The sequence below is a fragment of the Gluconobacter japonicus genome (assembly GCF_015244665.1).
Taxonomy (GTDB): Bacteria; Pseudomonadota; Alphaproteobacteria; order Acetobacterales; family Acetobacteraceae; genus Gluconobacter; species Gluconobacter japonicus.
Window position 1 is genome coordinate 237352 of the sequence record NZ_JABCQN010000002.1, and the last position, 13040, is coordinate 250391.

The following is a 13040-nucleotide window of genomic DNA, read 5'->3' on the forward strand; positions in this document are numbered from 1 at the left end:
AGGGGAGCTTTGGCTTCCCTCTGCAAAAAAAGCCAGCTCTCAGGAGCTGGCTTTTTTTATGTATTCTCAGCAGCGCCCGATTGAACTGTAATCAAAGCCAGCGGCGCGCATGATGTCAGGATTCCAGATATTCCTAAGATCCGCGATGGCTTTACCGCGCATGGCGTTGCGCAGCCGCTCGGGGTCAATGGCGCGGAAGACATTCCATTCCGTCAGTACGACGAGAATATCTGCGTTTGTCGCAGCCTCCAGTGCGTCCGTGCAGTATGTAATCTCTGGAGGGAGAAGCGCACGGGCCGGTTCCATGCCTTCCGGGTCAAAAGCCTGAATAATGGCGCCAGCTTCGTGCAGATGGCTCAGGATCGGCAGAGAGGCGGCTTCGCGCATATCGTCCGTATCGGGTTTGAACGTCAGGCCCAGGACGCCGACGGTTTTGCCCTGAACGCTTCCACCGATCTGCGCAATGATCCGTTCTGCCATGCGACTCTTCCGATCTTCATTGACGTCAACAGTTGCTTCTACCAAACGGGAGGGAGCTCCGGCGTCTCGTGCGATGGCGGTTAGGGCGCGGGTGTCTTTAGGGAAGCAGGAACCTCCATAGCCGGGACCTGCATGGAGGAAACGCTGCCCGATGCGTTGATCCAGCCCCATACCCAGAGCAACGTCATGAATATTACCGCCAACCTTTTCACAAAGATCCGCCATTTCGTTGATGAAGGTGACCTTCATGGCCAGAAAGGCGTTTGCGGCATATTTTGTGAGTTCAGCAGTCTCCAGATCCGTCATGACGATAGGGGCTTCGATCAGATGAATCGGGCGATAGATCTCACGCATGACGGCGGTGGCGCGTTCGCCTGCGTCTGGTCCTGATGTATCAATGCCGACAATCACGCGATCGGGCTGCATGAAGTCCCCGATCGCGTTGCCTTCACGCAGGAATTCAGGGTTGGAGGCTACGTCAAATGTCAGTTCCGGGCGTGTTTCCTTCAGGATACGAGCGACTTCACGACCTGTCCCCACGGGGACGGTTGATTTGGTGACAACCAGAAGCCCTTCCTTGGCTGAGAGGGCAATTTCTTTTGTCGCCGCATAGACATAGGTCAGATCAGCATGGCCATCGCCACGGCGGGTGGGTGTGCCGACGGCAATGAAGACGGCATCCGCACCGTCTATGGCTGCAGTAAGATCGTCTCCGAAAGTGAGCCGACCGGTTTCAACGTTCTTGCTGACAATTGCGTCCAGGCCTGGTTCATAGATGGGAATGCGACCGTCCCGGAGAGCTGCCAGTTTCTTGGGGTCCCGCTCGACAATGGCGACGTCTGATCCGAATTCGGCAAAACAGGCACCGGAGACCAGTCCGACGTAACCACCACCGATCATTGCTATACGCATAACAGAACTCTCCTAGCGCTATAATGTCTGCATAACCGGCGTACCGGGCGGGAGCAAATCTCTGACGACAGGTAGTGTCGTCATTTCGTGGGGCGGGCGCAGGGGTTAGAGGCTGCGAAAGAACGCAGAGCTGGGGGCAGGACAGTCAGTTCGTTTGAATCGGCCAGAAGGCCGCGCCCGCGTTTGGACCATCTGGCAAGACTGAGGTCCGGATTATCGAACCGTCCGCTGACCCGCACTGGAATATCCAGCGCAAAGAAACTTGTTGAGAAAGGCCGACTTGCAAAAACAAGATCCAGCCAGCGTCGGTTGAGGTCGACATCTGCTTTTGCGGCAATGATACCGGCGTTTGTTCGAATGCGGAGTGGTGCGATCGTACCGATCCCCTGATGCATGTCCAGGACGCCAAGCATACAGGTGATGGGCGTGGTGCCTTTGGCATGCCGAACCAGCAGACGCAGGTCCATGGACGCTGTTTCAACGATTTCTCTGGCGATTTCGCCTTTCTCCATGCTGACCGCGGCCACCAGATCTGCCTTGCGCGTGGCTTCGTTCAGGGTGCTGACGTTTGTAGCTTTCGCAATGATGCGGATGGACAGTGAACCTTTGACAGGAATGGGAGCCAAGCCTGCTGTGCGGCGCAGACGATCAATATCACCGTGGGAAAGGGCGATGGAGGCATTGATGCGGGAGCGGTTTCCATCGCCCTCAATCTGGCCATTTGCCTGAAGATTGGCTCCCAGATAGCCAAGGGTCAAAGTTGAGATATTGATCTTTCCGGGGGTCTGGGAGGCATTGAACTTCAGTCTTGAGAACGTCAGGGCATTATAGAGGACGTCTTCTGCAGCCAGTTTGACATGCAGGACAGGGTCGGGCTTGGCAGGTGCAACAAGAGGAAGGTCAGTCTGACCAGAAGAATTGCCGGATGAGAAGGCTTTGGTCAGGCTGTTGAGGTCGACGTGACCAAATGTCAGATCTGTGTTGATGATGTCTGGTGTCCCGCTGCCTCCTTCTTCAAGGTCAAAGGTCCCATCATTGATCTGGCTGTCTTTGAGGGCACCGCTGGCATGGGTGAAGTGCCAGTTGTCTCCGGCGTGACTGAATGTGCCTTTGAGTGAGAGCGGGAGAGCCGGATGTGTTCCGGACAGTCCGCCAAGGGCGAAAACAGGCGCGGATGTGGGAGTTGAGAGGGCGACGTCGCCTTTGACGCCATCGAAATTCAGAGGATCTGTCAGAGTCCCGTTGAAATCGAGCGTAAGGTCGCCAGACGTGATGTGAGCTGTGGCTTTATAAGGATCTGGCACACGGCGTAGAGTATCAAAAGACTGCATGGAGGCGTCAAGCGTGATGCCCGTACCATTATATCCTCCTTGGAAAGACATTTTGACTGGGGAGGCATCATCTTTTGACTGGAATGATACCTGCGTCATCGTCACTTGATAGGATGCGCCTTTGGCGGATCGGTAAGTGACATCACTATTTTTGAGGGTTAGGTTTCGAAGGCCCGGAAAGTCATGAAGATCAGGTTTTTCCTCGGATGCTTTGACCGGGCGTGGGCGCTTCAGATCTTCAAAAGGCACGAATCTCCAGTTCGGGATACGTTCAGATGTGCGTTCGAAGAGGCCGGAGAAATGATCAACGATAACGTCACGGGTTTCGATTGGTCCGTGCAGAAGTGACATCAGGCGCAGTTTGGCGTGTATGGTTCCGGCAGTAATGATATCGGGCCGGCTGCCTCCGGGAATATTGGCAATGTGCAAGTCTTCTCCGTCCACTGTTATCCATTTTCCGGGGTGAATATGGAGATGGCCGATGTGGACGTTGCGATGAAGTGATTTGGAGAGCTTTGCAGAGGCCAGCGCAGCGAAGTCCTTGTGCTGGATCCAGAACCATCCACCAGTGATGGCAGTACAGAGCAGAACAAAAAGCGCAAGTAGAGATCCAAGAAACCAGCGAAGCAAGATTTGTTCTTTCCGAAGATCAGGGAAGAGAAGTCTTAATAACGTGCCATGTTCATAAACGGGAGTGTTTCAGGAAGGAAAAATATTCGCTGTGATTCTGGGAGTGTTTCAAAAAGGTGAGTATTTAGAATGCGGCCTGAACACGCCCGACGACTGCATCTCCCGTCCGGCCATTCTGATTGACGGTTGTGGTGCTGCGGCTGACAATGAAATGGTTATAATCCACCATGAATTTGAAGTGACGGTTGGGATACCAGTTCAGCCCTGTTGCCCACACTGTCTGCTGGCCTCCGCGAACGCCATCTGGCCTATCGAGACGGCTGTTCAGGTCAGCCACACTGTAACGTGCGGCGATTTCAAGGGCTCCCCATTGATTGCGGGCTGGATCGAATTCGCCATCCGGGGAAACACCAGGAGCCAGAAAGCCGCCTTCCTGAATGCTATAACGGCGCGGATTTCCGAAGAGCGTATAGCCAATGGCGCTATACCATCCCTGAAAGGCAAGAGAGGGCAACCCGCCTGATCGTTCGATCCCAATGCGGTAATATTCTGCTTTGAGCAGAAGTCGCTTCCAGCGCAAGGCGAATTCAGGACCCGCGGACCAGACCTGAGCGACATTCTGGATGGCACCTGTTGTTTGCAGAACGGATTCACCGATGTTGACTTCGGGGCGTTGGATAAAGGTGTAGCTGCGTCCGTCTTCCGTCTGGGCGACCTTGAAAGACGCAATGGAAGAAACGCCTACATGCAGATCCACGTCTTTGGTGACAACCGGACGTCCAGCCACGCGGAATGTCCCGCCGGTCTGGCTGTCCGTCACATGTTTGCCAATGGGAAGGTAATACTGGTTTTCGGCGCGGTTACCCCAGCTTTGCCCAGTAAAGTAGCCGCCAATCCACCAACGGTCTGCATAATGTAAACCACCGATGCTGAAGCGGGCGTCATTGGCGGCAATAGTGCGTACCATATCTACGATGGCAGGACGCTCCAACAGAAGGAAATCGTTGGAGCTTTCGGCATCTTCTTCCGTGACGCGTGGCTGAAAATAGCCGACTGTCAGGATCGTATTATGCAGGCCGGCGTAGTTGATGTTGGCTTCATACAACCCGACCTGACCATCAAAATTTCCATGTCCGAAGTCGGGAGTGACGTTCGCGATCCAGTCCTTGTAGCGGAAGGAGAAAGGGATTCGCAGTCGGCGACTGTTGGATGTGAAGGAATTGAAATTGCCCCGGCTTTCTCCATTGCGTTGGGATACTCCGAGGAAGCCTCCAAAGTCTTCCTGGAAGGCGAGTCCGATGGACAGGGCATAGGCACCGTCCGAAGTTTTGAAGGTCGGTCTGCCATTGGGGAATCCGATTTTCATTCCGCCGATCGAGACTTCCTCGTCCTGACTCGAGGCCTGCTGAAAATCTTTCCATGATGATACGATGCCGCGGTCTGACGGTGGTGTATCCTGCGCGAGAGGTGTTCTTCTCAGAATGGAGATCGGGGCGGCTGTTTGAAGAAGAGGAGGGGGCGGCAGGTAACCGGCTCGTTGACGATAAGGATTGGCTTCGGTTTCTTCCCGCTGTCTCGCGAGAAGTGCGCTGGTGCGTTTGTGTTCAGCGGCACGCTCTTTCTTTAATTCCTGAACTTCAGCCTGCATGGCACGGATCTGTCGTTCCATGATTTCCAGACGATCTGCGGCCGATGCTTCTTTCTCTGGCAGGCAAGAAAAAAGGAGTGTCGTTGTAGCGAGCAGTGTCAGTCGGGAAAGGAAGACAGGCATCGTGTGAAAAGCGTCCTGATAATACTCAAGTGACTCTGACAGCAGGCTGTCAAAGAGTGGAACGCTCAAGAAAGTGAGGGTTTCCCCTGAGAGCGCAGAGCCTACTCTCTAATCACAAACAAGGAAGGTGTGCGTATCATTGTGCGACACCGTTGCTTGAGGTTTGGAGTGCGCGGTTTGCTGTACGGTGAGGGGCATAAAAAAGGCGGAAACAGCTCGCGCCATTTCCGCCTGAGAGGGACTGGAAAAGTGTTAGAAACCAGCCTGGATACGCGCTGCGATGGAATTGCCTGTACGGCCGTACAGGTTGGTTGTCTGCATGCTGCGGGACACGATGAAGTGGCTGTAATCAAGCATGAAGCGGAAATGGCGGTTCGGATACCAGTTCAGGCCGCCAGTCCAGACGGTTTGCTGACCACCACGAATGACGTTTTTGGCGTTGGCTTCGTTTAGACCGCTGTTGAGGTCAATCACGCTGTAATGGCCAACGACTTCAAGTGCGCCCCACTGGTTGAGAGCCGGGTTGAACTCTTCCTTGTTGGAAACGCCCGGTGCTCCGAAAGCGCCAGATTTGTAGTTGTACATCCGCGGGTCGCCGAAGATGGTATAGGCAGCCGATCCGTACCAGCCCTGGAACCCCGCAGATTTCAGGCCTGGGCCAGAGCGCTGCACCCCGACGTGATAATATTCACCCTTCACAATCAGGCGGTTCCAGCGAACGCCCAGTTCAGGGCCAGCAGCCCAGACCTGTGCGGCGTTGGAAATGCCACCTGTGGCGGCCAGGTTCGCTTCGCCGATATCGAATTCAGGACGCTGGCCGAAAGAAGTCGATCGTGAACAGTGATTGGCGTCCGTCCCTGTGTTGCAGGCTACGCGGAAAGCGGAGATCGCAGACGCGCCCAAATGAACGTCCCAGTCCTTCGTGGCAACCGGGCGTCCGGCAACGCGGAGTGTGCCGCCCGTCTGACTATCCACTGTGCTGCTACTGCCGCCACCATAATAGGTGCTGCCATTGTCAGAGCCATTGCGATGGCCCCATTCCTGGCCTGTAAAGTATCCGGCAACCCACCAGCGTTTCTCGTAATGAAGACCACCGACGCTGAAGCGGGCATCGCCAGCGGCGATATTGCGGACCATATCCGTGATGCTGGGACGTTCGAGCGTGAAGAAGTCGTTGGAGCTTTCGGAATCTTCTTCGGTGACGCGTGGCTGGAAGTAACCGGCCGTCAGGATTGTGTTCCGGAAACCGGTGTAGTTCAGGTTGCCTTCGTACAGTCCGACGTAGCCATCATTATGGTTCGCGCCGAAGTCAGGCGTAACGGCTGCGACCCAGTTCTTGTATCGGAACATGAAGGGAATACGCAGACGACGCATATTGGATGTAAAGCTGTTGAAAGCGCCCCGTGCTTCACCCTTACGAGGCCCGGAGTTGAAGAAGCCGCCGAAATCTTCATGGAAGGCCAATCCGATCGAAAGGGCGTAGGCGCCATCGGAAGACTGGATGGTGGGCCGTCCTTTGGGGAAGCCGATTTTCACGCCACCAACGGTGACTTCTTCATCCTGGGCTGTCGCACGTTGGAAGTCAGACCAGGACGTGATGTCTGCACGGTCTGAAGCCGGACGGCCGATGTCAGGTCCACCGGTTCCTTTCCGAACGGTGATCAGAGGCGCGTTGGATTGAGGGTGAGAGCCGATATAGCTGTTACGCTGCCCGTATGGGTTGTTTTCTGCATCTTCACGCTGATGAGCAAGAACAGCACGGGCCCGTTTGACCTCTTCATTGTGCTCTTTCTTCATGGTGTTCAACTGCGCCTGCATGGCACGGATCTGACGCTCCATGATCTCCATCTGGTCTGCGGCATGCGCATGGCCAGTGAGAGTGCCGAGAGACATCAGGGTGGAAGTGGCCAGAAGAGCGGTTGTTCTTCGAAAAGAGAAAGTCATTGCCGCGGTGCATCCCTTGCGTGAATGGCAGGTTGTCCACGGCGGAGGTATCTGATTCTCTTTTTTGAAGAGTGGGAAGGTTTCATGACGACTGAAAGACTATTTTATGACAAATGGTGTCATGTCTTTGAAAATATGTGTTTTTCTGAAAAAGCGTTTGCGAATGACTGTTTTCCGGGGATGCAGGTCCGGAAAACCTGTGTCATTTTTGCCTCACCCCCTCTTTGTGCCTGTCATGAAACTATCATGCGCATGCCTCTGTTTCTCCTGACGGGCTGGGTCTAGTAGATAGTCCGGTTTTTCAATGCCCGATGAGGGATCATCATGATTAAGAGCAAGCTTGCGCTTTTCGGCTTCGTCGCAATGACAGCCCTGGGGTCTGTTTCCCTGTCTTCCGCCCGCGCTGCGGATATTACGGGAGCAGGCTCCAGCTTTGCCGCTCCGATCTATGGAGCATGGGGCGAGGGCGCTAAGCGTCAGGCTGGCATCAACGTGAACTACCAGAGTGTTGGTTCCAGTGCTGGTCAGGATCAGGTTGTGGCCCGCACGGTTGATTTTGGCGCTTCTGACAAGCCGATGGCTGCGGCCCGTCTGGCTTCTGAGCACCTGTATCAGTTTCCGACCGTCATGAGCGGCATCGTTGTTGTCGTAAATGTTCCGGGCATTGAGCCGGGTACGCTCCGTCTGGATGGGCCGACACTGGCTGCGCTGTATGATGGTGAAATCACGGAATGGGATGACGACCGTATCAAGGCTCTCAACCCGGGTCTGAAGCTGCCAGAAACGGACGTCGCTCCGGTTCATCGCGCTGACGGTTCTGGCACCAGCTTCGTTTTCACGTCTTATCTGTCTCAGGTGTCCCCTGAGTGGAAACAGAAGCTGGGCGCTGGCACATCTGTAGCGTGGCCGGGCGGTTCGGGTGCACGTGGAAACGACGGCATTGCAGCTATGGTCAAGCAGACCGAAGGCGGCATTGGTTACGTTGAGTATTCCTATGCTGCGCAAAATCACCTGAATATCGCCCAGATGAAGAATCATACGGGTGCATTTGTTTCCCCGACGCTGAAGAGCTTTGTGGAAGCTGCGAATGCTGCGGATTGGACACACGCCGACCATTATGCCGTCAACCTGCTGGATACGGCGGGTCCGGGTGCATGGCCTATCGTGACGGCTACGTTCGTTCTGGTTCCAACCAACCCGAAGGATGCTACGACAGCCAAGGCTGTTCGTGATTTCTTTGCCTGGGGTTTCCAGCATGGCGATGCGGACAACACCCGTCTTGACTATGTTGGCCTTCCGCAAAGCGTGAAGGATGCCGTATTGGCAGGTTGGGGGAAGTAATCTTCCCCGTTTGCTGGTCTGACCGGCTGTTTCTCCCAGTTTGGGGATAGTCAGGTCAGACAAAAAGGCGTTGAGTACAGAAGCGGGCCTCTCCGGATGTGAGAAGCCCGCTTTCCTGTTTTTGCCTTGCCCAGACATGGTGCGATTTTGTCCGCTTCCTCCAAGCTTGATGTTCCTGTGGGGACTCTTTCCCCGGTTGTCCGAATTCTGATCGGACTGATTTTCATTCTGGGGCCTGTTTCAACAGATATGTATCTGCCTGCATTTCCCATGCTGGAGCACGATCTGGGGGCGGGGGCTGGCTCGGCACAGCTTACACTGACGGCGTGGTTGGCGGGACTTGCCATCGGGCAGTTTACGTTGGGGCCGCTCTGCGACCGTTATGGCCGTAAATTACCGTTGTTGCTTGGACTGGTGGTTTATGTGATCGCTTCAGCCCTGCTGGCTGTTGTCACGAATTTCCATCTTTTCTGCGCTCTGCGATTTATTGCTGCTATGGGTGGGGCAACGACGTCTGTTGCACCACGCGCCATGGTGCGCGATGTCGCGACGGGGACTGCTGGTGTTAAGCTGATGTCCCAACTGATGCTGATTTTTGGATTGGGGCCTTTGTTGGCACCCTCAATCGGCAGCTTTCTTCTGGATCTTGGTGAATGGCGTCTCATTTTCTGGGTAGGCGCCGGGTTTGGCGTTTTCCTTTTTCTGGGGACGTGGTTCCTGCTGCCGGATACTTTTCCCCCTGAAAAGCGTTTTGCGCTTCCTTTTACGGGGGTGGTCGCCCGTTACCGGGATTTGATGATGGAACCCCTGTTCTGTTCGGCGGCCATGGTGGCGAGTTTCAGTACGTTCACCATGTTTGCCTATCTTTCCAATGCACCGGCCCTTTTTGAGGGGATATTGCATTTTTCGCCGCGTCTTTTTGCCATGTTCTTTGGCCTGAATGCGGTTGGATTCGTGCTCGGATCGCAAATCAATGCGCGGCTGGCCCACAGGTTTCTTTTTACCCGGGTCATGGAATACGGCATGATGGCCGTGCTGACCTTTACGCTTCTCGGCGTGTTTGCATGCTCTCTCGGACTGGTCGGTCCACAGAATCCCTGGCCGCTCTGTGTGTTGATCTTCTGCACGACAACATGTCTGGGATTTGTCGGGCCGAATGCTGGTGTGCTGGCTTTGACGCATCATGGGCATCAGGCGGGGGCCGCCTCTGCCCTGATCGGGACGCTGAACTGGACCATCGCAGGAGGTGCAGGCGTTTTGATGGCGCTGCTGCCGTCACACTGGGTCGGGTCCACATCAGTCGGGATGCTGATCGGAATTCTGGGCTGCTGGGTCAGCGATCTCTGGCGCCGCAGGCTGGATCCGGAGTCCTATCTTTCAGTTCGGCACTGATTTCAGGAGTTCTTGGCCAAAGGCTGAAAAATCAGCCTTTGGAAGAAACGCGGTCAGCAGCAACTGTAGCGATCATCAGAGCGCCGATCACAGGCACGAACGCAATCATTGAGAATTCGGCGAGAAGGCTGGTTGGCAGGCCGATCAGGTGGATCAGTGTCATGGACGTCATGGAAGTTATCTCCGTTTTATTTGCCGTTGGTGGCGTGGGACGGGAGAAACTCCAGAACAGGTGTGCAAGGCAACAAATGAAGATGCGGGATCAGCTCTGCGTTTGACGCATGAACCTTTGCCAGAACTTTTCCACATTTGGCGAGAATGGAATAACTTCTGCTCAAATATGAATGTTTCGTTATCAGTGGGGATGTATTCTCTTCCACTTATTCTGGATTTCTCTGACACCAAAATCCAGAAAAGGCCCTTATTTGCGCAATAAAATTGCGTCTGGTCTCATTTTGCGTCTGGGTGCGGGAGAGAAAGCCGGTCTCTGCGGAGACCGTGCCAGCTCAAAAAAGTGTCTGCCAGAAAGAAGGAAAGTGCCCCGACAGTGCAGGCGAGAGCTATGCCGAAAAAGGCTAGCAGCCATGTGGATGTACTTGCATCACGTAAAGAACCGACAAAAAGAGCCATTGCGGCCCCGCAGGTCGAGGCTCCGCCGATTGCATTCAGCATGATGGCGGCATCCAGCACGAAGATTCGCCGGTGGAGTCTGATCTCATGGGCTGCCAGACGCTCGGGCGTATAAAACGGATCTGGCGTGTCTGTGTCAGAAGGGGGCGTCGACAGTCGTTTGCGCACGTCTTCCAGGTGGTCAGCCACGCGTGCCAAGCGTGTATTGAACACGTTGATCAGTGTACCGATGCCTGAAAGCATGAAAACAGGCGTCAGAGCGATTTGGATCAGATGGGCGGCGCTATCGACCGCGTCCGGGTCGTAGGAAACAGGAAAGGGCATGACGCCTTTTATACTGTATCTTCCGGAAGCGAAAAGACGCGGTGCTCTGGAAAACATCCCCCGACATGGAGTAGGGAAAGACAGCCATTTTCAGAGATGCCGACTTCATGCCTGTTATTGCCCGTCTGTTTCGCCCGGTTTGTACGATGCTTGGGCTTGGAGTGATTGCTGTCTCTTCTGCTTTTGCACAGGATGCTGGTCACTGTTCCGGGACTGCACGGCAGGTTGAATTCGCGTGCCAGACCTGGACTGAGATTGACCGTGCCGTACATGCTGGGGTGGATACCATTATTATTCCCGTCGGTGGGACCGAACAGAGCGGTCCTTACATGGCTGTGGGCAAGCATAATGTTCGTGCACAGGTTCTGGCTGACGAGATTGCCCGACAGGCAGAACATACCCTTGTGGCGCCTGTCGTGGCCTATGTGCCGGAAGGATCGACGGACCCTCGTACCTCTCATATGCGTTTTGCGGGAACGATTTCAGTTCCTGCTGCTGTATTTGAAGGGCTGCTGAGGGGCGCTGCAGAGAGCTTCCGGGTTCAGGGCTTTCGGAAGATCATTTTGCTTGGAGACCATGGTGGCTATCAGGCTTCCATGGCTCACGTCGCGCAGGATCTGAACAAACGCTGGAAAGGTCAGGCGGCTGTTCAGGATCTGCGCGATTACTACGAGGTTATTCCCCATCAATATGCTGACGCCCTGAAAGCACAGGGCCATGCGGCAGAGGTGGGACTACATGCGGAACTGAGCGATACATCTCTGATGCTGGCGGTCGACCCGTCCCTGGTACGTCAGGACGCTCTGAGAACCGCCCCGAAACCCGGTGCCGCCGATGGTGTCTATGGCGGTGACCCCCGGCAGGCTACAGCCGCGCTGGGGCGTATCGGTACTGAGATGCAGATACGCACCGCTGTAACGGCACTTCAGTCCTTCAACAGGAGCCATCCATGAACTTCAAAAATCCCCTGCTGGCGGCGCTGACGCTGCTGGGAGCCTCTGCGGCTCACGCCCAGACCGCGGCTCCTGCGGATGCAGGTGCACCGATTTCTGTGCCTCCGGCACCGGCTGCTCCTGCTGCTCCGCCTGCGATGGTGCCGGCTTCGACCCCTGCAGCGGCTTCAGCAGTTGCTTCAGATGCGGTGCAGACCATTCCGGGCATGCCGGCCGTGATTGATCCGCACAATATCTATAGTGAGACCACGCCGTCCCACATCTCCCCGGCTATCGCTCATGATCCGGCGCGCGTGTATGTGCCAAACCTGCGTGGAAACAGCGTCTCCGTTATTGATCCGGTGTCCTTTCAGGTTGTTGACACCTATCCGGTTGGTCGCTCGCCGCAGCATGTCGTGCCGTCCTGGGATCTGCGGACGTTGTGGGTGACGAACAACAGTGAAGGCCGCCCGGATGGCTCTCTGACGCCGATTGATCCGGCGACGACCAAGCCAGGTCCGAATGTCGCTGTTGATGACCCATACAACATGTATTTCACGCCGGACGGCAAGTACGCCATCACGGTCGCTGAAGCTCACAAGCGTCTTGATTTCCGTGACCCGCACACGATGGAACTGAAGGGCTCCGTTGAAACGCCGGAGTGTAAGGGTGTTAATCACGCTGACTTCTCCATTGACGGAAAATACGCGATCTTCACCTGCGAGTTTGGCGGTTATGTCGCCAAGGTCGATACGGTGAACCTGAAGATGATCGGGATGCTGAAGCTGTCCAAGGGTGGCATGCCGCAGGACATTCTGACGGCTCCGGACGGACACAAGTTCTATGTTGCCGACATGATGGCCGATGGTGTGTTCGTCGTGGATGGGGACTCCTTCACCGAAACCGGTTTCATCCCGACGGGTATTGGCACGCACGGTCTGTATCCGAGCCGTGATGGCAAGGTGATGTATGTGGCGAACCGTGGTTCCCATCGTATTCATGGCAAGCGTGGTGGCCCTGGTGGCGTGTCCATTATCGATTTTGCGACGGACAAGGTTATCAAGACCTGGATGATTCCGGGGGGTGGTAGCCCGGATATGGGTAATGTCAGCGCTGACGGAAAGCTGCTCTGGCTGTCTGGCCGTTTTGATGATGTGGTTTATGCCATTGATACTGACACGGGCGCGGTCCGGAAGATCCCGGTTGGTGCTGAGCCTCACGGTCTGACGGTCTGGCCGCAGCCGGGTCGTTACAGTGTGGGTCACACTGGCATTCTGCGTTGATCTGATGGTTCTTGCAGGGAGGCTTTGGCCTCCCTGCTTTGTATTCAGGGTACGACCTGTCTGAACAGAA

10 protein-coding genes are annotated in these 13040 nt (G+C 55.3%); 4 read left to right on the forward strand and 6 right to left on the reverse strand.

The genetic code is table 11. The features are described from left to right. Positions 1 to 66: 66 nt before the first annotated feature. From HKD32_RS04505 to HKD32_RS04520, 4 genes are all read right to left on the reverse strand, one after another. Positions 67 to 1380, reverse strand: coding sequence for a UDP-glucose dehydrogenase family protein (locus HKD32_RS04505; RefSeq protein WP_010503101.1), 1314 nt, complete (start codon positions 1378 to 1380; stop codon positions 67 to 69). Positions 1381 to 1472: 92 nt separating this feature from the next. Then, a complete protein-coding gene (locus tag HKD32_RS04510; RefSeq protein ID WP_194257586.1) occupies positions 1473 to 3353 on the reverse strand; it encodes an AsmA family protein in 1881 nt (626 codons plus the stop codon). Between the two features lie 124 nt (positions 3354 to 3477). Next, on the reverse strand, positions 3478 to 5124 hold the full coding sequence (locus tag HKD32_RS04515; RefSeq protein WP_194257736.1) for a porin: 1647 nt from the start codon (positions 5122 to 5124) through the stop codon (positions 3478 to 3480). Between the two features lie 252 nt (positions 5125 to 5376). Continuing rightward, positions 5377 to 7068, reverse strand: a complete 1692-nt coding sequence (locus HKD32_RS04520; RefSeq protein ID WP_194257587.1) for an OprO/OprP family phosphate-selective porin — start codon at positions 7066 to 7068, stop codon at positions 5377 to 5379. 324 nt (positions 7069 to 7392) lie between these two features. On the opposite strand from HKD32_RS04520, the gene pstS reads away from it, so the two are divergent. After that, positions 7393 to 8409, forward strand: a complete 1017-nt coding sequence (gene pstS, locus HKD32_RS04525) for a phosphate ABC transporter substrate-binding protein PstS (RefSeq protein ID WP_010503106.1) — start codon at positions 7393 to 7395, stop codon at positions 8407 to 8409. A gap of 147 nt (positions 8410 to 8556) precedes the next feature. Then, entirely contained in the window at positions 8557 to 9801 is a 1245-nt protein-coding gene (locus HKD32_RS04530; protein WP_194257588.1) for a multidrug effflux MFS transporter, read from the forward strand. Between the two features lie 31 nt (positions 9802 to 9832). On the opposite strand, the gene HKD32_RS04535 is transcribed toward HKD32_RS04530, so the two are convergent. Together HKD32_RS04535 and HKD32_RS04540 are read right to left on the reverse strand one after the other, a co-directional pair. Further along, positions 9833 to 9973 (reverse strand): hypothetical protein, encoded by a 141-nt coding sequence (locus tag HKD32_RS04535; protein ID WP_016737900.1) that lies wholly within the window; start codon positions 9971 to 9973, stop codon positions 9833 to 9835. A 278-nt stretch (positions 9974 to 10251) separates the two neighbouring features. Further along, positions 10252 to 10755: a DUF2721 domain-containing protein gene (locus tag HKD32_RS04540; RefSeq protein ID WP_194257589.1), complete on the reverse strand. Its 504-nt coding sequence runs from the start codon at positions 10753 to 10755 to the stop codon at positions 10252 to 10254. A gap of 107 nt (positions 10756 to 10862) precedes the next feature. On the opposite strand from HKD32_RS04540, the gene HKD32_RS04545 reads away from it, so the two are divergent. Together HKD32_RS04545 and HKD32_RS04550 are read left to right on the forward strand one after the other, a co-directional pair. Then, on the forward strand, positions 10863 to 11708 hold the full coding sequence (locus tag HKD32_RS04545; protein ID WP_061931435.1) for a creatininase family protein: 846 nt from the start codon (positions 10863 to 10865) through the stop codon (positions 11706 to 11708). Continuing rightward, entirely contained in the window at positions 11705 to 12970 is a 1266-nt protein-coding gene (locus tag HKD32_RS04550) for a YncE family protein (RefSeq protein WP_061931437.1), read from the forward strand. The genes HKD32_RS04545 and HKD32_RS04550 overlap by 4 nt, the downstream gene beginning before the upstream one ends. The last annotated feature ends 70 nt before the right edge of the window (positions 12971 to 13040 follow it).